Here is a 23,440-nt window from a genome sequence, read left to right as displayed (position 1 = left end):
GTCGGCGAAGGCCTTCACGAGGGCGCGCTGGGCCCGGCTCACGTAGTACCCCCGCCCGAACACGACGGCGCGCGGCGCCACCGTGCCACCCCGGGGAGATCCCCTACACCCAGCCGCAGTTCCCTTCGCGAGCCGCCCCGAGCACGACGGGGATCCCCCCGCGTTCCATGCGCGGGAAAGGCGGGATCCCCTCCCACAGCTCGGACGTCGAGACGAGGTAGTTCCCGCAAGGATTCGGGGGGTTGCAGGCGAGACCGACCACAGACGGGCCCCGCGCGCGCGGTTTCGGTTCGAATCCGGTTTCCCGCTCCAATCTTCGGTGGACCGAACGCCCGGTGATCCCGGGCGTTCTTTCGTGTGACGCCAGGGCGTCGAGATGCGCGCCGCCGCTGCGCGTCACGCTTCGCGCGGCTACGTCGTCTGCCCGGGATGACCGACGGAACGGAGACCTTCGAGACGCAACGTCCGGCCCTGCTCGCGCTCGCCTACCGGATGCTCGGGGAGCTGGCGCGCGCCGAGGACGTGGTGCAGGAGGCGTGGCTCCGGTGGCAGCGGCGCCCGGACGAGGTCGGCTCCGCGAAGGCGTTCCTGCTCACCACCGTCGCGCGCCTCTGCCTCGACGAGCTCGGCTCGGCGCGGGCGAGGCGGGAGGAGAGCCGCAGCGATCGGCTGCCGGAGCCGGTGGACCTCGAGCGCGCGGGCCTCGGGCGCGTGGAGATGCTCGACCGGATCTCGATGGCGTTCCTGGTCCTCCTGCAGCGCCTCACGCCCGCCGAGCGCGCCGTGCTGCTGCTGCACGACGTGTTCGACATGACCCACGCCGAGATCGCGGCGCGGCTCGAGAGGAGCGAGCCGGCGTGCCGGCAGCTCCTCAGGCGGGCGAGGGAGAACGTCGCGACGGAGCGCCGCACGCTCCGGGCGTCGCGCGACGAGCACCGCCGGCTCCTGGCGGCGTTCATGGAGGCGAGCGCGCGTGGTGACCAGCGCGCGCTGCTCGAGCTGCTCGCGGAGGACGCCGTCCTCATCGCCGACGCGGGTCCGGGCGTGGTGCGCTACGGACGCATCCGCAACATCGGACGGCCGGTGGTCGGCGGCGTGAAGGTGGCCGCGCTGCTCGCGTCCGTGGCGCGGCAGCGGGTCGGGGCGCCGCTCGAGCTGCGCGAGCGCACGCTCAACGGGGAGCCGGCCGCGGTGGCGTTCGAGGACGGGCGTCCGGTGTCGGCCATCGTGCTCGCGGTCGCCGGCGGCAAGGTACGGCACGTGTATCTCCAGGTGGACCCGGAGCGGCTCCGCCACGTCGGTCCGCTGGCGTGAGCCCGCCGCGTCACGCTCCGCCGAGCCGCGTCGTCTCCTCGGCGAACCCCACCCTGGAGATCTGCCCCCGATGACGAGCACGACGACCCCGTCCACGACCGCCGCTCCGCCGGCGCTGCGCGCTCCTCCCCCCAGGAGCGCGCGACGCGCGCGCCTCGCGTACTGGATCAGCACCGGCCTGGTGTGCGCCGTGATGGTGTTCAGCGTCCTCTCGTTCACGTTCCACGATCGCTTCCCGTTCCCCGATGGCAAGGAGGGCGCGTTCGTGCACCTCGGGCTGCCCCCGTACTTCAAGGTGGAGCTCACGATCGCGAAGGCGCTCGGCGTCCTCGCGCTGCTCGTCCCCGGTGTGCCGCGCAAGGTCCGGGAGTTCGCCTACTTCGGCTTCGGCCTCACGCTCGTCTCCGCCGCGATCGCGCACTTCTCGGTCGGCGACGCCCGGCGGCTGAGCCCGCTGTACGTGATCGATCCGCTCCTGTTCCTCGGATGCCTCGCGACGTCCTACGCCGGCTTCCTCCGTGGCGGGCCCGAGGCGTTTCGCGGCCCGTCCGCGCAGCCGGCGGTCGGGACGAGCGGCGCCGCGACCGTCCGCTCCGTCCGCGTGGCCCGCACGCCTCCGCCCAGCGAGGCCTCGCCGAGGTGACGCGCTCCGGGTGAAGGGGTGTGCCGATCCGCGGCCCGTCCGGCGCCCGCACGCTTCACGCAGGGTTCCGTCGGCAGGCGGGCGTCCTTCGCTGTAGTCTCGGCGCCATGCCTCACCTCTTGCCCGTCCCGTATCTCGTGGCGCTCGGGATCCTCGTCGTCGGGGTCGCGCTCGGTGGCGCGCTCACGCAGCCGCGCTGGCCCCGGGCTGCGGGGTTCCTGGCCGCGATCCTCGTGGCGTCGTTCGTGGCGCTTGCCGCCACCGCGACGGCGCTCGGCTGGCAGAAGGCAGGCTGGCTCGGTGAACGGCTGGTCCCGCACCTCGCCGCGGCGGGACTTCCCCTCGTCTCGGTGCTGACGGCGCTGGTGGTGTTCCGTCGAGCAAGAGCGCCCGTCCGGATCGCGCTGGCCATCGCGCTCGGCGCAGCCGGGATCTCGTACGCCGGGGTGGCGGGCATCGCCACCGCCTGCCTCCTGACCGGGGATTGCCTTTGACGTGCACGGGATCGCCTCCCCGGCGATCCGGCTCCCCGCCTCACCGGCGCCGCTCGCCCTCGCGTCCGTGCTCCGCCGCGTACGCCTGGGCCAGCTCCGCGGTGTGCCGCAGCAGCTCCGGACCGCCGGCCGCGCCGTGGCCCGGGACCACCGTCCGAGGCTGCGGATAGCGACGCGCGGCCGCGGCGGCGCCCTTCGCCCACTGCACCGGATCGATCTCCTCGAGGTTCCCGAGCGTCCTCGCCTCCGCCGCCTTGACGAAGCACCCGCCCACGAGCAGCCCGTTCGCGGGCAGCCACACCACGAGGTTGTCGGCGGTGTGCCCGTGCCCGGGGTACCAGGTCTCGAGCTTCACGCCCGCGAGGGCGAGTCGCTCCTCGGGCCGCAGCTCGCGCTCCGGGACCACCAGGCCGTGGCGCTGCGCGAGCGCGCGCGTCTTCCCGAGCGCGTACGTCCGGATCCGGTTCGGCCGCGCGAGCCCGATCCCGCCCATCCGGTCGGCGTGCCAGTGCGTGACGACGAGGTGGCGCACCGGCCGGCGCAGCGTCTCCGCGGCCCACGCGAGCACGGGTGCGGTCTGCGCCTCGGTCGCCGGCGTGTCGATGAGCACGGACTCGGCGGCGCCCGCCACGAGGACCGCGTTCGACTCGACGTCCCCGAACCCAGCGATCGGGCTCACCGACCGGATGATCCAGGCATCGCGCGAGATGGGCCGGGCCCAGACGCGCTGGCCGAGGTCGATCTCCGCCTCGCCGTGCGCGTGAGCGTCGGCCAGGCTCGCGAAGGGGAGGACCGCGAGCGCGACGGTGAGCAGCATTCGCATGGGCGGCGAAGCTAGCGGCCTTCGGCGCGAGCAGGAAGCGCTGAGTCGGGTCGTCCGCGGCGCACGGCGCCGCACGCGATCCCGGCTCGGGCCGACGGGGGCCGGATCCGCTACCCTGCCCGGATGCCCCGCCTCGATCCGCGCCGCCTGCAGTCCTTCCGCGAGGTCGCGCTCGCCGGCCGCATCTCGGTCGCCGCGCGCACCCTCCACCTCTCGCCGTCCGCGCTCTCGGAGCAGGTCCGCGAGCTGGAGCGCACGTGCGGGCGGCCGCTCCTCCTTCGCACCGCCCACGGCGTCCAGCTCACGGCGGACGGGCAGCGGCTCCTCGAGCACGCGCAGCGCGTGGACGAGGCGCTGCGCGCGGCGGAGGCCTCGATGGATCGCGAGGCGGAGGAGGGCGGTCCGCTCGTGCTGGGGGCGAGCCAGACCACCGCGGCCTGGGTGGTCCCGCACCTCGTCGCGGAGCTCCGCCGCGCGCGGCCGGGCGTGGCGGTGCGCGTGGAGGTCGGCAACACCGACGCCGTCCTCGGCTGGCTCGCCAAGGGCACCGTCCCGCTGGGCCTGGTGGAGGGGCTCTCCCGCGCGCCGCACGTCCGGCTGGAGCCGTTCGCGCGGGACGAGATCGTCGCGGCGGCCTCGAGCGCCGCGCCGGCCGAGATCCTGCGCCTGCGCCGCGTCGCCGAGCTGGACCGCGTGCCCATCGTGTGGCGCGAGGTCGGCTCCGGTACCCGCGCGGTGGTGGAGAAGGCGCTCCGGCGCGCGGGCGTCCGCAGGACGCGCCGCCACGCCGACCTCGAGCTCGGGACGAACGACGCGGTGAAGGCCGCGGTGCAGCTCGGGCTGGGCGTCGGGTTCCTGTCGCGCTGGGCCATCCGCACCGAGCTCGCCACCGGCGCGCTGCGCGCGATCCCGCTCGAGGGCCTCCGCATCGAGCGCGCGTTCTCGTGGGCGCTCCCGGCCGGCGGGGTCTCCGGGATCGCCGGCCGCTTCCTGCGCGAGGCGCAGCGGCTCGCGGCCGGGACGGTGCGCCCGGCCTGGTTCCCGTGAGGCCGGCGGCGCCGCCGATGTCCCATCGGAAATGCCGGTGTGCCGCGGAGCCGCCGAGCGACTAGGTTCGCGCCGCATGGAACGGTCCACCCCCGAGCCCCGCACCTCATCCGCTCGATCGATCCCGTCCTTCCTCGTGCCGGCCGCGGGACTGGCCTGCGTGGCGATCCCGCACGTCTCGCCCGCGCTGGCGCTCGCCGCCGGCGTCGCGCTCGCGCTCTCGACCGGGAACCCGTACGCCGCCACCACGCGCGCGCTGGCCCGGCGGCTCCTGCCTGTCTCCGTGGTGGCGCTCGGCGGCGCCATGGATCTCCGCGTGGTCGCGCACGTCGGGGCGCGCGGCGTGGGCTACACCTTCGTCAGCATCGCCGCGTGCCTGGCCCTCGGCGCGCTCCTCGCCCGCGCCGCGCACGTGGAGGCCCGCACCGCGGCGCTCATCTCGGTCGGCACCGCCATCTGCGGCGGGAGCGCCATCGCCGCGGTCGCGCCGGTGGTCGGGGCGGACGAGCACGAGACGTCGATCGCGCTCGGCGCGGTGTTCCTGCTGAACTCGGCCGCGCTGCTCGTGTTCCCGCTGGTGGGCCACGCGGCAGGCCTGGCGGAGCCGGCGTTCGGCCTCTGGGCGGCGCTCGGCATCCACGACACGAGCTCGGTGGTGGGCGCCACGCTCGCGTACGGCCCCCAGGCGCTCGCGGTGGGGACCACGGTGAAGCTCGCCCGCGCGCTCTGGATCGTGCCGGTGACGCTGGCCATCGGCCTCGTGGCGCGGCGCGCGCGCGGCGGCGGCGCGGCGTCCGCGGCGCGCCCGCCCTGGTTCATCCTGGGCTTCGTGGCGGTGGCCGCGCTCGCGACGTTCCTGCCCGCGCTGCGCCCCGCCGGGCTGCTGGCCGCCGAGGCGGGGCGCCGCGCGCTGGTGCTGACGCTGTTCCTGGTGGGCCTCGGCCTCTCCCGGCAGGCGCTCCGCTCCGTCGGCGCCGGCGCCCTGGCGATGGCGGTCGCGCTCTGGCTCGCGGTCGCGACCGCGACGCTCGCCGCGGTGCGGACCGGGCTCGTGCACCTCTGACAGGGGCACCACGGGATCACGCCGCCCCGGCCCGCGGCGCGCGAGGCACCTCGCGGACGCGCTCGAGCGCGAACGTGAGCGACGGCAACACGGGCAGGTCGATGACCTCGGCGAGCCGGGCGCGCAGGAGCGGCGCGGCGCGGGCCAGCGCCTCGGCCGCCTCGCACTCCGCTCCCTGCCCCTCGCCGCGCGGAACCTCGAGCGCGTACCCGATGCGCGCCTCGGCGCCGTCCAGCGAGAGGCGGAGCGCGACGAGGTCCACGCCCGTGAGCCCGGGGTCGGTGGACTCCTCGCGCACCACCGAGCGGAACAGCGCGAGGAGGATGCGCTCGAGGCGCTCGGCGCGGAGGGCGGCCGCGTCCGCCGCGGAGGCGGCAGGCTGCGGGGTGAACGGGGTGGCGCGCGAGGGCGCGCCGGGGCGATTCGGGCGTTCTGGGGTCATCACGACGGGTTCCTGGCGCGCGCTCCTGCGGGAGCGCGATCGCGTGGACATGCCTGGGCGCAGCGCTTCGGAGGCGAGCGCGCACAGCGAGGACCCGTCTTTGGAGAACGGTCGGGTCGGCTAGGCGCGCTCCGAGGGGCATCCCGGGTGGGCGACGAGCTCCAGCTTCATGGGACACCTCCTCCGGCGCGAGCACCGATCGTGAGAAGGGCGGACGGATATCCCAGGGGCTGGGCCGCCGTCAAGCGCGCCTTCACGCTGCGTCGCCTCGCCGCGGGGCGTGCCCGGCGCGAGCCTGGGCGCCTCCCTCGCCCCGTCCGGCGGGCGGTCGCGCGGAGGCGCGGCTACACTCGGCGCCCATGACGTCGCTCGTCTTCCTCCCCGGCGCCGGCGGCCGGGGCGCCTTCTGGGCGCCGGTGGCCGATCGGCTCGCCGACCTCGGCCCGTCCGTACGCCTCGACTACCCGGGCTTCGGCGGCTGCCCGCCCGACCCGGCCATCCGCTCCTCCGGCGACCTGTTCGCCTGGGTGCTGGCGCGGCTACCGGCGGGCCGGAGCCACGTCGTCGCGCAGTCGATGGGGGGCGCGCTGGCGGTGCGCCTCGCCCTCGAGCACCCGGAGCGCGTGGAGCGGCTCGTGCTCGTCGCGACCTCGGGCGGCGTGGACCTGCGCGGCACCGGCGCCGCCGACTGGCGGCCGGAGTACCTGGCGTCGCTGCCCGGCGTGCCGCGCTGGTTCGTGGACGACCGGACCGACCACACCGCGCGGCTCGGCGAGCTCGCCGCACCCACGCTGCTCCTGTGGAGCGACGCCGACCCGGTGAGCCCGCTCGCGGTGGGGCGCCTGCTCGAGGCGCGGATTCCGGGGGCCGCGCTGGAGGTGTTCGCGGGCGGCACCCACGCGTTCGCGAACGAGCGGCCGGATGAGGTGGCGGCCGCGATCCGCGCGCCCCTCACCGGCGCCCCGCCGGCGAGGGGCCGCTGACGCACACGGGCGTCAGTCGCAGAGGTCGACCACGAACCAGCGCGCTCCGAGCGCGCCGGGCCGCAGGTGCGTGCACACCAGGTCGCCGACCTCGACCTGACCGTACAGCTCCCTGCCCACGTCCACCTCCTGCGCCGCGCCGATCGGTCCCCAGGGCGGGAGGCGGAGGTCGTAGCTCGTGTGCTTGCCGCTCGAGACGTGCTTGTGCAGCACCGGCACCTCGTGGACCTCGGCCGGCGCCCGGTCGAGCAGCACGTCCGCGGCGTTGAGCGCTCCCCAGGGATAGGGCGCCACCAGCGCGAGGACCAGGGCCGGCACGTACCACCGGCGCCGGAGCGCCGCGTCGCCCCGCACCAGCAGGGCGGTGAGCGCCACCGCGGCGGCGGCGGTCCACCCGAGCACGCGCGCGACGTCCACCACCTCGTAGTCGAGGAGGGCGCGGAGCATGAGCACCACGCCCGGCGCGAAGATGGGCACGCCCACCCCCGGCCGCACCTCGTTGCGCCGCTCCTCCACCGCGTACCGGCCGCGGCCGGCCAGCACGAGCGCGAGCGTGGCGAGCGGGATCGCGGCCAGCACGGCGATCGCGACCGGGTACGGCCGCGGGAAGAGCAGCCCCCAGCCGCCCGCCGCGAGCGCGGCGCCCTTCAGCACCTTCGCGACGCGGTGGGACCCCGCCAGCGAGGCCCGGCGAGCCTCCTCGTCCGGACCGAGCTCGGCCGAGGCCAGGAGCGCCGCCTCGGCGGAGGCCCGGTCCGCCACGTCGAGGTCGGGGAGGGACTCGAGCCACGCGTCGAGCGTGGCGTCTCGCTCGAACAGGAAGCCCATCGAGACCGGCTTCTCCCCCCGCTCCCGCCGCTCCAGCACCAGCTTCTCCATCCCGTACTGCAGCGGGATGGTGCGGCGTCCCGCGATCTGATCGTTGCGCAGCCGGCGCGGCGACCGGCCCAGCTCGATCACCTCGACGCCGTCCGCGTGCAGGAGGAGCCGCCCGCGCTGCGCCGCCGCGACGGCCGCGGCGCCCAGCGCCCCGAAGCCGAGCGGCACGATCAGCACGGGTCCGGTGAGCGCGCCGCGAAGCGCGGCGATCGAGCCCGCCACCGCCGCGGCGAGGCCGAGCGCGCCGAGCCCGTGGAAGAGGAGCCGCCATCGCCTCGCGAAGCGGTAGGTGCGCGGCCAGACGCCGTCGCGGCGGTCGAGGGTGCCGAGGTTCCGGTCGGATCGCATGCGCCGGATACAGAGCATGGGGCCACGCGCCCCGTCCACGGAGCGTGCGGGCGGCGATCTCGCACACCGGCGCACCGGGCGCGAGCCGGCGGGACCGGGCGCTGCGGCGCCCCTCGACCGGCGCGTGGAGCGCGGGCGCTCCTCCGGTTACGATCCCGGGCCGATGCCAGCGACGCCCCCTGCCGCCGCCGCCCGTGCGCTCCAGGCCGGGGATCCGCTCGGCGCGCTCCGGGAGGTGGCGCTGCGGCGCGACGCGACCGGGCTCGCGCTGCGGGGCATCGCCATGGCCCAGCTCGGCGACCTCGGCGCGGCGCGGCGGCTGCTGCGGCGCGCCGCGCGCGCGTTCGGGCCGGCGGCGCCGATCGCCCGCGCGCGCTGCGCGACGGCCGAGGCGGAGGTGGCGCTCGCCGCGCGCGGGCCGGACGCGCCCGCGATCGACCTGGAGGACGCGGCGCGCGCGCTCGAGGCGGGCGGGGACCGGACCAACGCGCTGCACGCCCGGCTGCTCGCGGTGCGGCGCCTGCTCCTCGGCGGCCGGGTGGCCGAGGCGGGCCGCGCGCTCGACCGGCTCGCGCTGCGCGGCGCGCCGCCGGCGCTCGCCGCGGTGGCCGGCCTCGCCGCGCTCGACGTCGCGCTCCGGTCCGGGCGGAGCGCCGCCGCCGCGGAGGCGCACGCGCGGGCGCGGCGCGCCGCGGACCGCGCCGGGATCCCCGCGCTCGTGGCGGAGGTGGCAAGGGCCGGCGAGGCGCTGGCGAGCCCCGCCGCGCGGCTCCTCTCCGCCGGCGCGGAGCGGCCGCTCCGGCTCGGCGAGGTCGAGGCGCTCCGCCGGAGCGACCGGCTGGTGGTGGACGGCTGCCGGCGCACCGCCGGCCGGGGTGGCGCCGCGGTGGACCTGGCGCGGCGGCCGGTGCTGTTCGCGCTGCTCCGCGCGCTCGCCGAGGCCTGGCCGGGCGACGCGCCGCGCGAGGTGCTGGTGCGCCGCGCGTTCGGCGCGGCCCGCGCCACCCCGTCGCTGCGCGGGCGGCTGCGGGTGGAGGTGGGCCGGCTGCGGCGGGCGGTCCGGGCGCTGGCCTCCGTGCACGCCACGCCCGCGGGCTTCGCGCTGGCGCCGCGCACCCGGGCCGGCGTGGCGGTGCTCGCGCCCCCCGCGGCGGCGGGGGACGCCGACGGCCAGGCCGCGGCGCTCGCGGCCCTGCTCGCCGACGGCCAGGCCTGGTCGTCGTCGGCGCTCGCGCTCGCGCTCGGCGCCAGCCGGCGCACGGTGCAGCGCGGGCTGACCGCGCTCGCCGAGCGCGGCGCCGTCCGCGCGCTCGGCCGCGGGCGCGCGCGCCGCTGGGTCTCGGCACCCACGAGCGGCTTCAACCCGGCGTTGCTGCTGCCGCTCCCCCGCGCTATCGGGCAGGGATGAGCTCCGGAGCGAGGAAGCACGCCGTGCCCGCCGAGGCACCCGGCGCCGAAGTCCCCAGCGCCGCCGCCGAGGTGGTGCGCGAGTACGGCCCGTTCGACGGCGCCCCGGTGGCCGGGGTCAGCTTCGACGGCGAGCGCGTCTGGGCCGCGACCGGCGCGCGGCTCATCGCGTTCGACCCTGCCAGCGGCGAGACGGTCCGCGCGCTCGAGGTCGCGTGCGACGCGGGCACCGCGTTCGACGGCCGGCACCTCCACCAGCTCGCCGGCGACCGGATCCTTCGCCTCGACCCGGGCACCGGCGCGGTCCTGGGCAGCATCCCGGCGCCGGAGGGCGCCGGCGGCTCGGGCCTGTGCTGGGCCGAAGGGAGCCTGTGGGTCGGGCGCTACGGCGAGCGGCGGATCCTGCGGGTCGATCCCGCCACCGGCGCCGTCCTGCGCACGATCGAGTCCGACCGCTTCGTCACCGGGGTGACCTGGGTGGACGGCGAGCTGTGGCACGGGACGATGGAGGGGGGCGAGAGCGAGCTGCGCCGGGTCGATCCGGCCGGCGGCGCGGTGCGGGCGCGGCTCGCGATGCCCCGGGGCGCGCTGGTGAGCGGGCTCGAGTCCGACGGCGCCGGCCTGTTCTTCTGCGGCGGCGCCGCGAGCGGGAAGGTGCGCGCGGTGCGCCGCCCCGCGCCGGCGGGCGGACGGGGGGCGAGCCGGGCTCGGCGCCCGGGCCCCCGCAGCCTGCGCCGGCGCTAGGGCTGCCCCGCCAGCGCCGGCCGGGCGCGCTCCACCAGGCCGTCCAGCCAGTCGATGACCGCCCGCACCCGCGGCGTGCGGCGCAGGTCGCCATGCACGAGGAGCCACAGCTCGTGCGGCGCCGGCTCCGGACCCTCCAGCCGCACCAGCGCCGGGTCGCGGTCTGCCACGAAGCGCGGCAGCACCGCCACCCCGACCCCGAGCCGCGCCGCCTGGAGCAGCGCGGTGGTGCTGTTGCAGCGGAAGACGATCCGGCGCGCCGGCGCGACCCGCTCCAGCCAGCGCTCCTGCGGCACCGCGGCATGGCCCTCGTCGAGCCCGACGAACGGATCCGCCGCGAAGTCCACCGCCCGCGGCTTCCCGCCCACCACCTCCCGGCCGCCGTACAGCCCGTAGGCGACGTCGGAGAGCTTGCGCGTGACGAGGCCGGCGTCGCGAGGGCGGCCCATGCGCACCGCCAGGTCGGCCTCGCGCCGCGTGAGATCGAAGGCGCGCTGGTCGGCGGCGATCTCGAGGACGAGCCCGGGGTGCCGCTCGCGGAGGACGCCCACCGCCGGCAGGAACAGGTATGTGGCGAGGTGCGAGGCGGTGGTGAGCCGCACCGTCCCGTCCAGCGCCCGGTCGCGCGTGTCGGCGTGGCGCGCGAGCGCGAGCACGTCCTGCTCCACCCGCGAGGCGAGCTCGGCCAGCTCCTGGCCGGTGGTGGTGCACGCCCAGCCCTGCGGCCCGCGCTCGAACAGCGCCAGGCCGAGCGCGCCCTCCAGCGCCGCCACCCGGCGCGCCACGGTGTTGCGATCCACGCCGAGCCGCCGCGCCGCGCGGGCGTGGCTCCCGGTGCGCACCAGCTCGAGGAAGAACTCGAGGTGCCCCCAGTCCAGCCCCGCGCGTTGCTGCGCGGGGCCCGCGCCCCCCTGCGCGTTCAAGGCGCGCTTCGACATCGGTACATCCTCCACGTGCCGCGCAGCCCGCGCGGCGAGCACGAGGGAGAAACCACATGAAGTCGCGAGCGTCACCCTCCACCGCTGCGCCCTCCTGGGGCGCCCTCTGGCTCACCGGTGGCCCACAGGCCCTCGCCCCCCGGCTTCCCCCTCCGGCGCCCCGGCCGGCGCCGGCCGGCCGTGCCGGCACGGGACGGCTGCTCGCGCCCCGGTTCGCGCGCGCCGCCCGCGGCTCGCCGGACCTCGCCGTCGGAGCGCTCCTGGCCGCGCTCTGGATCGGCCTGTGGGCCGTCTTCACGGTGGGCGTGGCCGGTGCGCTCGGCGAGGTGGCGGCGGGCCCGGCCGCGGGATGGACCGCGTCGGCTCCCGGCACGCCGCACGCGTCGGTGGCGGCCGCACGCCGGCCGGCGCCGACGCCGCGGGTGCGGCGGTGAGCGTCGCCGGGAGGCGTGCCCGGTCGCCCGCGGCGCCATGCCGCGCACCGCGGCCGCGCCACGGCCCCCCGGCTGATCGAAGCTGTGCGGGTGAGCACGCCATCTCCCCACCTCTCCGGCCCGCCCGAGGAGCTCGGCGCCGCCGCGGTGCCTGCGACCTCGGCGCGGAGCATCTGGGTGGACCTGCTCGTGTACCCGACGCACTCGCTGCCCACCGCCGCGCAGCCGGTGCTGGTCGGCCTGGGGCTGGCGGTGCACTTCGGCGTGCTCTCGCCCTGGCCGGCGCTGGTGGGCCTGTTCGGATCGTGGGTCATCCACGTGGCCGGGCTCTTCACCGACAACCACGAGCTGCTCCGGCTCCACCCGAAGCTCCCGGAGCACCCCGAGCTCGTCCATGCCGTGGAGACGGGCGCCCTGCGGCTCGCCACGCTGCGCCTCGCGATCGTCGGGTGCCTCGCGCTCGCGCTCGCGACGGCGCCGTACCTGTACCGGATCGGCGGCGCGCCGGTGCTGGCCTTCGGCGCCCTGGGGATCGTGACCAGCCTCTCGTACAACGGGGGCCCGTGGGCCTACGCCCGCCGCGGCCAGGCCGACCCGCTGTTCGTGGTGATGTTCGGCGTGGTCGGCGTGGTGGGGACGTACTTCATCCAGGCGGCGGCCGTGCAGGGCGCGCCCGAGCCGTGGCGCATGCTCGCGTCGCTGCCGCTGCCCGTCTACCTCGTCGGCCTGCCGGTGGGCGCGCTCGTGACCGCGGTGCTCCTGGTGGACGACCTCCGCGACCACGAGTTCGACCGCCTGAAGGGCTGGCGGACCGGCGCGGTGCTCCACGGGCCAGGCTTCAACCGCGTCGAGATCTCCGCCCTGCTCGCGCTCGCGTACCTCGCACCGCTCGGCTCCTGGCTCCTGCTCGACCTCGGCCCGTGGATGCTCCTGCCGCTCGCCTCCGCGCCGATGGCCGTCGGCGCGCTCCGGACCTTGTTCACGGTCCGTGAGCGGGCGCGCCTCATCCCGCTCACGCCGCGGATGGCGCGGGTCGGGCTCGTCTACTCCGCGCTGCTCGGGGCGGCGCTGGCCCTCGCGCCGCGGTGACGGCCGCGCCGCGTCCGGGCCAGGCGACGTCAGGCTCCTGACGTCGCGGCGCCGCCGCGTCCACGATCGATCCTCGCGCGCGACCCACGCGCTCCACCCTGGGGCGCCCGCCACTCGACCGAGGACGCGGGACGGCGTGCGGCCGGGAGGGGCCGCAAGCGCCCGCCGCCCCGATGCCACGGCCCGCCGCCGACGCGCTGGCACGTCGGGTGCTCCGCCGCCTCCGAACGTCCACCGCGCCCGCCTCGCCAGGTCCCGACATGCTCCGCTCGCTCCCGGTCTCGACGAAGATCCTCGGCTCCTCCCTGCTCGCCGCGGGCGCCACGCTCGCGGCCGGGATGGCCGGCTGGCTCGCCGCACGGGGCGGCCTGCCCGGCGGTGCCACCCTCGCGCTCGGCGCCTCGGCGGCGGTCGCGGCGGTGATCGCCGCGGGCGGGCTGTTCGTCTCGCTCGTGGTCGGCCGCGCCATCCGCGCCATGCGCACCGAGTCCGCGCACGTGCGCGACGCGGTGCGCGCCGGCATGCTCACGGTGCGCGGGGGCGAGGGGCGCATCGACCCGGAGTTCCAGCTCATCATCCGGACCTTGAACGAGACGCTGGACGCGTTCTCGGTCCCGTTCGCCGCCACCGCGGAGGCGGTGGAGCGCATCTCGCGCGGCGACCTCCCCGCGCGCATCACCGCGCCGTTCGAGGGCGACTTCGACCGCCTGCGCGAGGCGGTGAATGCGGTGATCGAGGTGGTGGAGCAGCGCAACGACGACATCCGGCGCCTGGTGGAGGCGGCCACCGCGGGCCGCCTGGACGTCCGGGCGGACGTCACCCGCTACCACGGGTACAACGGCGCCATGATCGGCCGGATCAACCTGCTCCTCGACACCGTGATCCGGCCGATCGAGGTCGCCACGGACCGGGTGGTGCGCCTCGCCGCCGGCGAGGTGCCGCCCGACGTCGATCTCGCGGTGCAGGGCCGCTTCCTCGACCTGAAGCGAGGGGTGAACGCGCTGCTCGAGGTGGTGCGCCTGCGCAACGCGGACCTGGCGCTGCTCCTGCGCGCGGCGGCGGAGGGGCGCCTGGACGTGCGCGCCGACCCTTCGCGCTACCCGGGCCAGAACGGCGACCTGGTGCGGGGGATGAACGCCTTGCTCGACGCCGTGGTGGCGCCGCTCCGTGCGGCGGCGGGCGCGCTCGAGCGGCTGGCGCGCGGAGAGGCGCCCGCGCCGATCGAGGAGACCTATCGCGGCGAGTTCGACACGCTCCGCCGCAACGTGAACGCCTGCACGTCCGCCATCCGCGCGCTCGTCGGCGAGGTGGACGTGGCCATCGAGGCCGGCCGCGCCGGCGACCTTGGCCGCCGGGGCGACCCGGCCCGCTGCGAGGGCGACTACCGCCGCGTCCTCGCAGGGGTGAACGAGATCCTGGACGCGGTCTCCGCGCCGGTTCGCGAGGCCAGCGAGGTCCTGGCGCGGCTCGCCGCGCGCGACCTGCGAGCGCGCATGGGCGGGCGCTACCTGGGCGACCACGCGCGGCTCCAGCAGGTGGTGAACGGCACTGCCGGCGCGCTCGACGCGGCGCTCGGCCAGGTGGTCGAGGCGGTGGGCGGGATCTCGGCGGCCGCGGCCCAGATCGCCTCCTCGAGCCGGGCGGTGGCGGGTGGCGCCGCCGAGCAGGCCTCCGCCATCGGCCGCACCGGCGCGAGCCTCGAGGCGGTCGCCGGGCAGGCGCGCGCCACCTCCGAGCACGCCTCCGCCGCGGACGGCCTCACCGCGGCGGCGCGCGACGCCGCCGCCGAGGGCACCGCCACGGTGTCGCGCATGACCGCCGCCATGGCGCAGGTGCGCCTGGCGGCCGAGCAGACCGCGCAGATCATCAAGGACATCGACGAGATCTCGTTCCAGACGAACCTGCTCGCGCTGAACGCGGCGGTGGAGGCCGCCCGCGCCGGCGACGCCGGGCGCGGGTTCGCGGTGGTCGCCGAGGAGGTGCGCTCGCTCGCGCTCCGCTCCAAGGCGGCCGCCTCCCGCACCGAGGCGCTCATCCACGAGTCGGTGCGCCAGGCGGCGGACGGCGACGCGATCACGCGCGCGGTCGCGGAGCGGCTCGAGGCGATCCACGGCAGCTCGGACCGGCTCGCCGCGCTCGCGGCCGAGATCAGCGCGTCGGCGCGGGAGCAGGCCAGCGGGGTCGCGCGGATCACCGGCACGGTGGCCGAGATCGACCGGGTCACCCAGCAGAACGCCGCCAGCGCCGAGCAGTCCTCGGCGGCGGCGGCGGAGCTGTCGGCGCGCTCGGGCATGCTGGCCGAGCTGCTGGGAGAGTTCCGGCTGGGCGGCGCCGGCGATCGCGCCGCGGTGAGGGCCGCGCCCCGCGCCGCGTGCGAGGCAGGCCGGGGATCGGACGACCCGACCTGCCTCGCGGCGGGTGCTACAGGGGGAGCATGAGCTTGAGGAAGACGCGATCCGCCTGCAGGCGGCTGTCGCTCGTGACGTCGTGGTGCCACATCCCGATGAACGTGCCGAACGGCGCCTGGTACGCGGCCTGGATGCCGAGGGCGAGGCCCTCGGCCTTGTCGTTGACCTCGCGTCCATCGAGCTCGTCGTCGGTGGTCTGCACCGTGTAGTAGCCGCCGACGCCGGCCTCGAACGGCCCGAAGCGCTTCGCCAGCGCGAAGTCGAGCTCGAGCTCGTCGCCGGACTGCACGCCCGTCACCGGGTTCTCGCGCTTGAGGTTGTACAGGAGCTTCCCGGACGCCTCGACGCCGCCCGGCGCATACCAGGTCGCGGCGACGGTCGGGCTGACGCTGTAGTACCCGACGCCCTGGCTCAGGCCCCCGTCGGTGCGGAAGCGCCCGGTGGGCAGGTTCAGGTCGACGGTGGCGAGCAGGTGGAGGTTCTGCGGGAGGTGCCAGTTCAGGTAGACGGGGTTGATCGTGATGTCGCCGGGGCCGTCCGCGTCCAGCTCCAGCTTGCCCACGGGCGTGCGGATCTTCGCGCTCTGGTGCCAGTACGGCAGGATCGCGCCGAACGCGTACTGCGCCCCCAGCACGCGCAGCTTGGTGACGTGAACCAGGCGCAGCACGCCGAACTGCGCGTTCGCCTCGACGCCCGCGTCGTGCCCGGCGGCGTCCTGCACCTCGCCGTGCACGAGCGCGACCATGCTCAGGAGGTAGGTGCCCGGCGGCGGGAGCGCGCCGGCGGCGAGGCCGTCGACGCCCACCGGGTACTGATCGCCGCCTTCCTTCGCGGCCGCGGGCGTCGCCAGGGTGATCGCCGCGACGAGCGCGAGGACGGGCTTCCATGGATGCGGTTTCATGTTGGTCACACCTCTCCGTTGGCCGCCCGGGCTGCCGGCGGCGGTGATGTGGAGCGGCGGCGCTTCAACGGCCGTGCCGAGCGCGCATCCGTCGAGATCCCGCCGCCCTGGAGCGCCGCCGTGCGGCGCGGACGTTTCAATCGGAAAGCGCGCGCTTCAATGCGAAGCGGTCGCGCTGCCGGGCTCAGCTCCGCGGGCACGTCGCCGGGATGATGGGACGAAGGGCCTCGAGGAGCTCTGCCCGGCCGACGGCGCCGGAGATGACCGCGTGGATCTTGCCTCCGGGATCGACGAGGTACGTGGTCGGCACCGCGTCCACGCGCCACGCGCGCATCGCCGCGCCGTCCGCGTCGAAGCCCATCGGATACGGCTGCCCTGCGGCGACCTGCGCCACCTCCTCGCGCCCGCCGTCGCCAGCGACCCCGATCAGCTCCACGCAGGCGTCCGCCAGCTCCCGCTTCACCTCGGCCAGGTCCGGAAGCTCGGCCCGGCACGGGCCGCACCAGGGTGCCCAGAAGTTCACCGCGACGGCGCGCCCCCGCAGCTTCCCCAGGTCGATCGCGCCGCCTCCGCCCACGGAGGTCACCACCAGCGGCGGCGCGAGCTCGTCCAGGCCCGGCGCTCGCCCCGCCGCCGCGCGGCGGTCGGCCACGACCAGTGCACCGATCGCCAGCGCAGCGCCGGCGAGGAGCGCCAGCCCCCCCCGGGCGCCGCCGCGCGCTGGCCGCGCCGCGCGACCGCGGTCGCCGGCCCCGTCCATGATCTCCGGTCCACGTTCCATGCTCGCTCACGGAGCAACCCCCGTGCCGCGGCGCGGTCGCGCTTCAGGCTGAAGTGCCCGGCTCCTGCCTGAAACGCCTGGGCGCCGCGGCGCCGCCTGCTCGCGCGCCGGAGCCGGCGCGATCGCGGCCCAGCGTGCTGGCGCGCTTCGTGAAGCGCCTCGGTGCGAACGTTCCCGTCCACGGAGAGGCGCACGCGGTGTCTCGCACCAGGGCATATCCGGAGTGGCATCTCGCGAGCTCGCTCGCGGAGGCGACGTGGCGCGCCTTTCAGGGCGCGGCGGTGGTGGCCGGCGGCGTCGATCTGGGCGAGCGGCTCCGTCTCGTGCGCCGCGCGCCGCGGAGCATCGTGTGCATCCGCGGCCTCGCCGAGCTGCGCCGCCTCGACGTCCGGACGGACGGCGTGTGCATCGGGACGCTGGTGACGCTGCAGGAGCTGGCGCAGAGCCCCCTGGTGCTGGAGCGGTTCCCGGCGCTCGCGCGCGCCGCCGGACTCGCCGCGACGCCTGCGGTGCGGGAGGTCGCCACGGTGGGCGGCAATCTCATGCAGTACCCGCGCTGCTGGCAGCTGCGCACCGAGGGGCGTCCGTGCCGACGCTCCGGCGCGGGGCGCTGTCACTCGGACGGAAGCTGGCGCGCCGACGGCGCCCTCTTCGACCGGCGCGCCTGCGCGAGCGCGCATCCGTCGTCGCTCGCGCCGGTGCTCATCGCGCTCGGCGCGCGCGCCGAGGCTCACAGCGTCTCCGGGCTCGTGCGCGTCCCGCTCGACCGCCTCTACCCTCCGCGCCGCTCGAGCGCGGGGCGGCCGGTCTGCACCACGCCGGCGGACATCCTCACCTGCATCCACCTCCGCTGGCCGGCCCCTGGCGCGGTGACGTTCTTCGACGCCAGGCGCACCGGGGACACCGTGACGGCGGCGGTGGCGGGCTCGGTGCAGGTCCGGGACCAGGTGGTCGAGGCAGCCCGCATCGTGCTCGGCGGCGTCGCCCCCAGCCCCTGGCGCGCACGCGCCGCAGAGGCGCGGCTGGTGGGAGCGCGCCTCTGCCCGGCCGCGCTCCGCGACGCGGTCCATGCGGAGCTGGCGATCGCGCCCGCACCGGCCGGCAGCGCCGCCAAGGCGCGTGACCTGCAGTCCGCGGCGCTCACCGCGCTCCGCGTCGGGGAGGGGGTCAGCTGAGCGAGAGCCCGTACTTGCGCACGCGGCGCCAGAGCGTGACCGGGCTGATGCGCAGCGCGGCCGCGGCCTCCTTCCGGTTGCCGTGGTAGCGGCGGAGCGCCTCCTCGATGAGCTGCCGCTCGTTCGCCTCGACGTCCAGATCGCCGTCGGGCGCGGGGTCTCCGAGGCGCCCGGCGACCTCGGGGTTCAGGTCCTTCACCGTGAGCACCGACTGGGAAGCGACGACCGTGGCGCGCTCGATGGCGTGCTGCAGCTCCCGGACGTTCCCGGGCCAGGAGTAGCTCATCAGGCACCGCATCGCGCCCGGGCTGATGGTCTGCACGCCCTTGTTCCAGCGCCGTGCGGTGGAGTGCAGGAAGTAGTGCGCCAGCGCGGGGATCTCCTCCCGCCGCTCCCGGAGCGGCGGGATGGTGAGCACGAACCCGCCCAGCCGGTAGAACAGGTCCTCGCGGAATGCGCCCGTCTGCACCTGCTGCCGGAGGTCCCGGTTCGTGGAGGCGACCACCCGCGCGTCCAGCCGCAGCACCTTCTCGCTGCCGACGCGCCGGAACTCGCGGCTCTCCAGCGCGCGCAGCAGCTTCGCCTGGAGGCACAGCGGCATCTCGCCGATCTCGTCGAGGAGGATCGTGCCTCGGCCGGCGTGCTCGAACAGCCCCGGCTTGTCGCGCACCGCGCCGGTGAACGCGCCTCGAGCGTGGCCGAACAGCTCCGACTCGAGCAGCCCCTCGGTGAGCGCGGCGCAGTTGATGGCGACCATCGGCGCGTCGCCGCGCATGCTCTTCTCGTGGATGAACCGGGCCAGGAACTCCTTGCCGGTCCCGCTCTCGCCCTCGATGAGCACGTTCATCTCGAGCGGCGCGACCCGCTCCGCGAGGACCAGCAGGTCCGTCATGGCCTGGCTGCACACCACGAAGTTGAGCGGTGCGGTGGTGCGGTCGGGGCCGTTCACCGTGGTCACGGTGGCGGTGGGCGCGGACTTGGCGCTCGCCGCAGCCGTCCCGATGGCGCGGGCGTGCTCGCACTCCGCGTGGATCTCCTTCCACTGCTGCGAGAACGAGGTCTCGCCCGCGAGCGTGTAGCGCGCCTCGATCTCCGCGGCGCGATCACCCCAGCCGTCCAGATCGTTGCCCACCACCGAGCAGCACTGCGCGCCGGAGCAGCGACACGCGACCTCCTCGAACAGGATGAGCGCCCCGATCACGTACGTGCCGAACCCGGAGGCGTAGCCCAGGGTGGCCCAGCACGAGCTCGTCATGCCAGCTCCGAACACGCGGGCGTGGTCGTCGGCCTCGGCGCAGTGCCACCAGTTCGCCTCCATGTGCAGCTTGCCGGGCCCCTTCGCCTCGATGACCTTGGGCGCCACCCGGACCATGCCTTCCATGGTGTGGAGCGTGCAGCCGAACACGAATCGGTCCACCGGCTGCAAGCTCGCCAGGTGGTCGGAGCACATCATCGCGTCGAAGTACCCCTGGGCGAAGCCCCAGCGAAACACGATGGCCCGCGCCGCGTCCTGGCCCAGGCTGCGGATCAGCTGCGCCCGCATGATGCTGACCGCCGCCGCGCTGTGCACCACCATGCGCTGCTGGCGCATGCTGAGCCAGCCCTGCTCGGTGCCCACGTCGAAGAGGTCCAGCAGGTGAATGTCGTGGAGCTTCATGGTTCGCCTTCCGGTGGATCGATGCTTCGCTCCAGGCGCCGCCGTGCACCTCGAGGCCCGGGTGGCGACAGGTCAGCGTCCCGGCGCGCACAGGAGATCGGCGGCCCACGCCCATCCCTGTGCGCCCATCGGACAGACCTCCACCGCCTCCTGCGCGTTCCGGGTCACAGGGTCGAAGCGCTGCACCCTCCCTGTATACTGATCGCTCACGAAGCCCGCGCCGCGGCAGAAGGCCACGGCGCCGGGCGCGTCGAACGCGGTGAGGAGCAGGCCTCCGACCTCCGGCGCGGCGGGGTTCGAGAGGTCCACCGGCAGCAGCCCGGCGGCGCCCGCGCCGGCGCACGAGATCCAGAGGGTGGATCCGTGTGCGGCGAGCGCGCCTGGGTTCTTGCAGCCATCGCCCAGCGAGAGCACGCGAGACGCGCCGCTCGCACCGTCGATCGTCACGAGGCGACCCGGACCCGCCGGCGTCACGTAGTACCCGTAGGTCCAGCTCGTCGGGTCCGAGTCCTTCGCCAGGTTCGCGAGCGTGACGTAGACGTTCGCGCCCAGCGCCACCGCGTGCGCCGGAAACGGCAGGGCGCCCGCATCGGCCGCGCCGCGCAGATCGATCGTGCGCTCCAGCGTGGCGCACGGCGCGCCGGCGCACCCCGGAACGCCTGAGACGTCGAGCACCGCGACCGCCTGGCCCCCGCTCGCCTCGTCCTTCCCGTACAGCGCCACGTACGCACGCCCATCCAGGACCGCGATGCCCCGCGGGTTGGCGCCGGGCGGCCCCGGCAGGATCACGTCGTCCAGCACGCGCCCGGTCCCGGGCTCCACCACCGCGACGGAGCCGCCCCCGGAGTTCGAGACCAGCAGCCGATCGCCCACGGCGGCGATCCCCTCCAGGTCGGCGGCATGCAGCGCGTGCTCGACCGACGGTGCGGCGAGCTCGAGCGGCAGCCGCACCAGGCTCCCGGACAGCGCGGCGGCGGCCCAGACGTCCCCGTCGAGTCCGGCCAGCGCGACCGGGCCGTCGCCCGCGGGTCGTGGCGACCCGGTGCCGGCGAGATCGGGCGCGAGCGGGCGGACGTCATCGGTCGCGAAGCAGGCGACCTGGAGCGAGCGGCAGGTGCCGCCGTCGCAGGCCTCCCCCGGCTCGCACGGCACGCCGCAGGCGCCGCAGTGGTAGCGGTCCGAGGCCAGGTCCACGCAGGCGCGGTCGCACGCCGTCAACCCCGCCCCGCAGGCGTCCGCGCAGGCGATCGCGCCGCCGGCGGTGCCGCACACCTGCGCGCCGGGGCAGGTCTTCCCGCAGGCGCCGCAGTTCGCCGGGTCGCTCTCGAGCTGCGCGCAGGTCTCGCCGCAGCGGACCGTCCCCGGGCCGCAGTCGCACGCGCCCGCGCGGCAGGCTCCGCCCGCGCCGCACACCGTGCCGCAGGCGCCGCAGTTGAGCGGGTCGGCGGAGAGCGCGACGCAGCGCCCCCCGCAGTCGACCTGCCCCTCGGGACAGGAGCTCCGTGCGCTGCACGCGAGGAGCGCGGCGGCGGCGAGCGTGGCGAGGAACGTCGGTCTCATGGTGCGTACTCCTGGGCAGAGGACCCGGCGCGCAGCGTGACCATCACGGTCCGCGGCGGGAGCGGATCGCCGACGCCGTCGGTGAGCGTCCGATCGTCGGCGAGGTTGAGGACCTCGAGGTGGATCCGGACGCCGGGGCGGCGCGCCACGCGCACGCCGAGGCCGGCGTTCCAGCTCGTCGAGGAGGGAATCGGGTTCACGCCGCGGCGATCCCGGTAGCGACGGCCGAGGCGGTGGAGCTCCACGTGCGCCGACAGCGGCCCGGGGGCGAGCGCGACGCGCAGGAAGGCGCGCTGCCTCGGGCGGTAGGGGATCCAGTGCCCCACCTCCGCGGGCGCGCCGCGCAGCAGCTCGGTGACGAGCAGGGTGTAGCTGCCGCGGGCGCTCGCGCGGAGCGGACCGCCGACCGGCGCGGACGCGCCCTCGACCTCGAGGCCGGTGGCCGACGCGCGCCCGGAGTTGAAGGGCTTCAGCCGACCGAACGCATCGCTCGGCTCGTACACGACCAGGTCCTCGTAGCGGGTGAGGTGCCCGGTGACCGCGAGCAGCCCCGCGCGGCCGTCCGCCACCCACCCCGCGTCGGCCGCGACGGCGGTCTCGGGCCGGAGGTCCGGGTTCGGGACCAGGAGCCCCTGCTGCAGGTGCAGCTCCGCGAGGCCGGGCGGCCGGAAGGTGCGGCCCACGCCCGCGCGGGCGCGCAGGGCGGGGGCGAGCCGAACCGACAGGCCGAGCGAGCCGGAGACGCCGCCGAACTGCCCGGCCCGCTCCGCTCGCGCGGCGGGGGCGATGCGGAGACCGCCGCCGGCGAGGCTGAGGTCGTCGGCGACCGCCGCCGCCACGCCATAGAGGTCGCGGCGGCCCCCCAGCCCGTCTGCGGCGAGGAGCTCGGCAGTGGTCTCGAGCGAGGCGCTGAGGACGCCGTGCCGATGCGACCCGGTCGCCTCCAGCGCCAGCCCGGCCGCCGCGCCGCGCTGACGGATCGGCGAGTCGTCGGGGCCGGTGAGGCGCGCATCCAGCCGGTCGAGCCGCAGGTGGCCGCGGGCCGCGAGGGTGGCCGGGCCGAGCGCACCGAAACGCGCGACCCGCCCCATCGCGAGCAGCCGCGCGTCGTCCTGCCAGGCCCACGGGGTCGGCGCCGCGGCGAAGCCGGGGAGGCCGCGGTGCCCGCCGGACACCTCCAGGAGCGCGTCGAGCCGGCCGTGCTCCTGCGGCCGGATCAGCTTCGCGAGCAGGCCTCCGCGCCGCACGCCGGCGTTCTCTCGCGTCGCCCGCACCGTGGGACCACCCGGTAGACCCGGATCGAGCCGGAACGGGAACCGACCGCTGGTGGTCTCGGCGGTGGCGCCCAGCAACACCGCGCCTGGCCCGACCGAGGTGCCGACGTCGGCCGCGACCCGCGCCGTGTCGAAGGAGCCGCCGCCGGTCTCGAGGCTCCAGCTCCCCGCCTCGGGTCGGCGCGTGACCACGTTCAGCACGCCGCCGAGCGCGCCCGAGCCGTAGCGCGCTCCCTCCGGCCCTCGCACCACCTCCACCGCGTCCACCCAGGAGCGCGGGATGGTGGAGAGGTCCACGCCGCCGCCGAACGCGGTGTTCAGCGGCAAGCCATCCAGCAGCACCTTGACGCCGCTCGGCGGGGAGCCGCGGATGGAGATCGTGGTGAGCTGGCCCAGGCCGCCGTGCTCCTCCACGGCGATCCCGGGCGCGGTGGAGACGAGCTGGCCGACGTCCTTCGCCTCGCCCTCGAAGGTCGCGCGGTCCACCACCGTGCCGGACGCCAGCGGCCGCGCCTCCGTCGTTGCGCGCGGCAGGCGGACCACCTGCTCCTCCAGCACCACCACCGGGTCGTCCGGATCCGGTCCCGGCGCCGCGCCGGCCGCCAGCGCCGGGCACGTCGCGCACGCGAGCGCGATCGCCGTCCGGGCGGCCAACCGCGCCGACGCGCTCATGCGGGATCCTCCGCGGCGTGGCGCGAGGCCACCCGCTCGGCCTCGGCGCGCCAGCGCTCGACCTCCCGCTGCGGCGCGAGGCCACGCGGGCACACGTGCGTGCAGGCGCCGCAGGAGGTGCAGTCGAGCGCGCCGGCGGCGATGGCCGCGTCCACCTTGCCCGTCTTCGCCGCCGCGAGGATGCCCTTCGGACCGGGGAACGCCTCGCCCCGCTTCACGCACAGCGGACAAGCGCCCATGCACAGCTCGCACTCCATGCAGAGCAGCACCTGCGTGTGCCCGCGCGCCACCAGCCGGACCACCATCCCGGCGACCAGCACGACTGGGAGCAGCACCACCGCGATCTCCATCGCCTCGAACACCG

The 23,440-nt window shown here is 76.5% G+C and carries 22 protein-coding genes; 12 read left to right on the top strand and 10 right to left on the bottom strand.

The window, feature by feature from the left end; genetic code table 11:
- Positions 1 to 429 precede the first annotated feature (429 nt).
- The 3 genes from A2CP1_RS01890 to A2CP1_RS01880 all read left to right on the top strand — a co-directional run bounded on the left by A2CP1_RS01890 (position 430) and on the right by A2CP1_RS01880 (position 2,451).
- Positions 430 to 1,314, top strand: a complete 885-nt coding sequence (locus A2CP1_RS01890) for a sigma-70 family RNA polymerase sigma factor (RefSeq protein WP_012631794.1) — start codon at positions 430 to 432, stop codon at positions 1,312 to 1,314.
- A gap of 70 nt (positions 1,315 to 1,384) precedes the next feature.
- Positions 1,385 to 1,957, top strand: a complete 573-nt coding sequence (locus A2CP1_RS22725; RefSeq protein ID WP_049771352.1) for a DoxX family protein — start codon at positions 1,385 to 1,387, stop codon at positions 1,955 to 1,957.
- A gap of 107 nt (positions 1,958 to 2,064) precedes the next feature.
- A complete protein-coding gene (locus A2CP1_RS01880; protein ID WP_012631792.1) occupies positions 2,065 to 2,451 on the top strand; it encodes a hypothetical protein in 387 nt (128 codons plus the stop codon).
- Positions 2,452 to 2,491: 40 nt separating this feature from the next.
- Here the strand turns inward: A2CP1_RS01880 and bla are convergent, their stop codons facing one another.
- Positions 2,492 to 3,274 carry a subclass B1 metallo-beta-lactamase gene (gene bla, locus A2CP1_RS01875; protein ID WP_012631791.1) on the bottom strand — a complete coding sequence of 261 codons (783 nt, stop codon included), beginning with the start codon at positions 3,272 to 3,274 and terminating at the stop codon, positions 2,492 to 2,494.
- Between the two features lie 123 nt (positions 3,275 to 3,397).
- On the opposite strand from bla, the gene A2CP1_RS01870 reads away from it, so the two are divergent.
- Together A2CP1_RS01870 and A2CP1_RS01865 are read left to right on the top strand one after the other, a co-directional pair.
- The gene (locus A2CP1_RS01870) at positions 3,398 to 4,321 is read left to right on the top strand and encodes a LysR substrate-binding domain-containing protein (protein WP_012631790.1); all 924 of its coding nucleotides are present in this window, start codon (positions 3,398 to 3,400) and stop codon (positions 4,319 to 4,321) included.
- A gap of 76 nt (positions 4,322 to 4,397) precedes the next feature.
- Complete coding sequence (locus A2CP1_RS01865; protein WP_012631789.1) at positions 4,398 to 5,384, top strand: YeiH family protein; 987 nt, start codon at positions 4,398 to 4,400, stop codon at positions 5,382 to 5,384.
- Between the two features lie 16 nt (positions 5,385 to 5,400).
- Here the strand turns inward: A2CP1_RS01865 and A2CP1_RS01860 are convergent, their stop codons facing one another.
- On the bottom strand, positions 5,401 to 5,826 hold the full coding sequence (locus A2CP1_RS01860; protein ID WP_012631788.1) for a ribosome-binding factor A: 426 nt from the start codon (positions 5,824 to 5,826) through the stop codon (positions 5,401 to 5,403).
- Between the two features lie 359 nt (positions 5,827 to 6,185).
- Here A2CP1_RS01860 and A2CP1_RS01855 point away from each other — a divergent pair, with 359 nt between their 5' ends.
- On the top strand, positions 6,186 to 6,809 hold the full coding sequence (locus A2CP1_RS01855) for an alpha/beta fold hydrolase (RefSeq protein ID WP_012631787.1): 624 nt from the start codon (positions 6,186 to 6,188) through the stop codon (positions 6,807 to 6,809).
- Between the two features lie 12 nt (positions 6,810 to 6,821).
- Here A2CP1_RS01855 and A2CP1_RS01850 read toward each other — a convergent pair whose 3' ends face one another.
- Positions 6,822 to 8,036, bottom strand: coding sequence for a hypothetical protein (locus tag A2CP1_RS01850; RefSeq protein WP_245530064.1), 1,215 nt, complete (start codon positions 8,034 to 8,036; stop codon positions 6,822 to 6,824).
- A gap of 163 nt (positions 8,037 to 8,199) precedes the next feature.
- Between A2CP1_RS01850 and A2CP1_RS01845 the strand changes: the two genes are divergently transcribed.
- Both A2CP1_RS01845 and A2CP1_RS01840 read left to right on the top strand, forming a co-directional pair.
- Positions 8,200 to 9,444 carry a hypothetical protein gene (locus A2CP1_RS01845; protein ID WP_012631785.1) on the top strand — a complete coding sequence of 415 codons (1,245 nt, stop codon included), beginning with the start codon at positions 8,200 to 8,202 and terminating at the stop codon, positions 9,442 to 9,444.
- A gap of 23 nt (positions 9,445 to 9,467) precedes the next feature.
- Positions 9,468 to 10,187 (top strand): Vgb family protein, encoded by a 720-nt coding sequence (locus A2CP1_RS01840; RefSeq protein ID WP_049771351.1) that lies wholly within the window; start codon positions 9,468 to 9,470, stop codon positions 10,185 to 10,187.
- Here A2CP1_RS01840 and A2CP1_RS01835 read toward each other — a convergent pair.
- Complete coding sequence (locus tag A2CP1_RS01835; protein ID WP_012631783.1) at positions 10,184 to 11,125, bottom strand: LysR family transcriptional regulator; 942 nt, start codon at positions 11,123 to 11,125, stop codon at positions 10,184 to 10,186. The genes A2CP1_RS01840 and A2CP1_RS01835 overlap by 4 nt on opposite strands.
- 56 nt (positions 11,126 to 11,181) lie before the next feature.
- On the opposite strand from A2CP1_RS01835, the gene A2CP1_RS01830 reads away from it, so the two are divergent.
- The 3 genes from A2CP1_RS01830 to A2CP1_RS01820 all read left to right on the top strand — a co-directional run bounded on the left by A2CP1_RS01830 (position 11,182) and on the right by A2CP1_RS01820 (position 15,086).
- Entirely contained in the window at positions 11,182 to 11,559 is a 378-nt protein-coding gene (locus A2CP1_RS01830) for a hypothetical protein (protein ID WP_012631782.1), read from the top strand.
- Positions 11,560 to 11,649: 90 nt separating this feature from the next.
- A complete protein-coding gene (locus A2CP1_RS01825; RefSeq protein ID WP_245529961.1) occupies positions 11,650 to 12,648 on the top strand; it encodes a prenyltransferase in 999 nt (332 codons plus the stop codon).
- A gap of 260 nt (positions 12,649 to 12,908) precedes the next feature.
- On the top strand, positions 12,909 to 15,086 hold the full coding sequence (locus tag A2CP1_RS01820; RefSeq protein WP_012631780.1) for a methyl-accepting chemotaxis protein: 2,178 nt from the start codon (positions 12,909 to 12,911) through the stop codon (positions 15,084 to 15,086).
- Here the strand turns inward: A2CP1_RS01820 and A2CP1_RS01815 are convergent.
- Entirely contained in the window at positions 15,070 to 15,957 is an 888-nt protein-coding gene (locus tag A2CP1_RS01815) for a SphA family protein (protein ID WP_012631779.1), read from the bottom strand. The genes A2CP1_RS01820 and A2CP1_RS01815 overlap by 17 nt on opposite strands.
- A gap of 184 nt (positions 15,958 to 16,141) precedes the next feature.
- A complete protein-coding gene (locus tag A2CP1_RS01810; protein WP_245529960.1) occupies positions 16,142 to 16,738 on the bottom strand; it encodes a TlpA family protein disulfide reductase in 597 nt (198 codons plus the stop codon).
- Positions 16,739 to 16,935: 197 nt separating this feature from the next.
- Here A2CP1_RS01810 and A2CP1_RS01805 point away from each other — a divergent pair, with 197 nt between their 5' ends.
- Positions 16,936 to 17,913 (top strand): FAD binding domain-containing protein, encoded by a 978-nt coding sequence (locus A2CP1_RS01805; RefSeq protein ID WP_041450591.1) that lies wholly within the window; start codon positions 16,936 to 16,938, stop codon positions 17,911 to 17,913.
- Here A2CP1_RS01805 and A2CP1_RS01800 read toward each other — a convergent pair.
- The 4 genes from A2CP1_RS01800 to A2CP1_RS01785 form a co-directional block, all read right to left on the bottom strand.
- A complete protein-coding gene (locus tag A2CP1_RS01800; protein ID WP_012631776.1) occupies positions 17,906 to 19,570 on the bottom strand; it encodes a sigma-54-dependent Fis family transcriptional regulator in 1,665 nt (554 codons plus the stop codon). The two genes, A2CP1_RS01805 and A2CP1_RS01800, sit on opposite strands and share 8 nt — an antisense overlap.
- Before the next feature lie 72 nt (positions 19,571 to 19,642).
- Positions 19,643 to 21,130: an MXAN_6577-like cysteine-rich protein gene (locus tag A2CP1_RS01795; protein WP_012631775.1), complete on the bottom strand. Its 1,488-nt coding sequence runs from the start codon at positions 21,128 to 21,130 to the stop codon at positions 19,643 to 19,645.
- Positions 21,127 to 23,076 carry a TonB-dependent receptor plug domain-containing protein gene (locus tag A2CP1_RS01790; protein WP_012631774.1) on the bottom strand — a complete coding sequence of 650 codons (1,950 nt, stop codon included), beginning with the start codon at positions 23,074 to 23,076 and terminating at the stop codon, positions 21,127 to 21,129. Before A2CP1_RS01790 ends, A2CP1_RS01795 begins: the two co-directional genes overlap by 4 nt.
- Positions 23,073 to 23,438: a 4Fe-4S dicluster domain-containing protein gene (locus tag A2CP1_RS01785; protein WP_012524424.1), complete on the bottom strand. Its 366-nt coding sequence runs from the start codon at positions 23,436 to 23,438 to the stop codon at positions 23,073 to 23,075. The genes A2CP1_RS01790 and A2CP1_RS01785 overlap by 4 nt, the downstream gene beginning before the upstream one ends.
- Positions 23,439 to 23,440: the final 2 nt, after the last annotated feature.

The organism is Anaeromyxobacter dehalogenans 2CP-1, assembly GCF_000022145.1.
In the GTDB taxonomy this organism is placed as follows: Bacteria; Myxococcota; Myxococcia; order Myxococcales; family Anaeromyxobacteraceae; genus Anaeromyxobacter; species Anaeromyxobacter dehalogenans.
Note: the sequence above shows the minus strand (reverse complement) of the source record. Positions and strands in the feature narration are given on the sequence as shown.

Coding starts and splice junctions, on each gene's coding strand:
- A2CP1_RS01865 (WP_012631789.1), top strand. CDS start 4,398: ATGGAACGGTCCACCCCCGAGCCCCGCACCTCATCCGCTCGATCGATC.
- A2CP1_RS01815 (WP_012631779.1), bottom strand. CDS start 15,957: ATGAAACCGCATCCATGGAAGCCCGTCCTCGCGCTCGTCGCGGCGATC.
- A2CP1_RS01800 (WP_012631776.1), bottom strand. CDS start 19,570: ATGAAGCTCCACGACATTCACCTGCTGGACCTCTTCGACGTGGGCACC.
- A2CP1_RS01855 (WP_012631787.1), top strand. CDS start 6,186: ATGACGTCGCTCGTCTTCCTCCCCGGCGCCGGCGGCCGGGGCGCCTTC.
- bla (WP_012631791.1), bottom strand. CDS start 3,274: ATGCGAATGCTGCTCACCGTCGCGCTCGCGGTCCTCCCCTTCGCGAGC.
- A2CP1_RS01790 (WP_012631774.1), bottom strand. CDS start 23,076: ATGAGCGCGTCGGCGCGGTTGGCCGCCCGGACGGCGATCGCGCTCGCG.
- A2CP1_RS01830 (WP_012631782.1), top strand. CDS start 11,182: ATGAAGTCGCGAGCGTCACCCTCCACCGCTGCGCCCTCCTGGGGCGCC.
- A2CP1_RS01835 (WP_012631783.1), bottom strand. CDS start 11,125: ATGTCGAAGCGCGCCTTGAACGCGCAGGGGGGCGCGGGCCCCGCGCAG.
- A2CP1_RS01820 (WP_012631780.1), top strand. CDS start 12,909: ATGCTCCGCTCGCTCCCGGTCTCGACGAAGATCCTCGGCTCCTCCCTG.
- A2CP1_RS01810 (WP_245529960.1), bottom strand. CDS start 16,738: ATGGAACGTGGACCGGAGATCATGGACGGGGCCGGCGACCGCGGTCGC.
- A2CP1_RS01860 (WP_012631788.1), bottom strand. CDS start 5,826: ATGACCCCAGAACGCCCGAATCGCCCCGGCGCGCCCTCGCGCGCCACC.
- A2CP1_RS01845 (WP_012631785.1), top strand. CDS start 8,200: ATGCCAGCGACGCCCCCTGCCGCCGCCGCCCGTGCGCTCCAGGCCGGG.
- A2CP1_RS01880 (WP_012631792.1), top strand. CDS start 2,065: ATGCCTCACCTCTTGCCCGTCCCGTATCTCGTGGCGCTCGGGATCCTC.
- A2CP1_RS01795 (WP_012631775.1), bottom strand. CDS start 21,130: ATGAGACCGACGTTCCTCGCCACGCTCGCCGCCGCCGCGCTCCTCGCG.
- A2CP1_RS01870 (WP_012631790.1), top strand. CDS start 3,398: ATGCCCCGCCTCGATCCGCGCCGCCTGCAGTCCTTCCGCGAGGTCGCG.
- A2CP1_RS22725 (WP_049771352.1), top strand. CDS start 1,385: ATGACGAGCACGACGACCCCGTCCACGACCGCCGCTCCGCCGGCGCTG.
- A2CP1_RS01850 (WP_245530064.1), bottom strand. CDS start 8,036: ATGCGATCCGACCGGAACCTCGGCACCCTCGACCGCCGCGACGGCGTC.
- A2CP1_RS01890 (WP_012631794.1), top strand. CDS start 430: ATGACCGACGGAACGGAGACCTTCGAGACGCAACGTCCGGCCCTGCTC.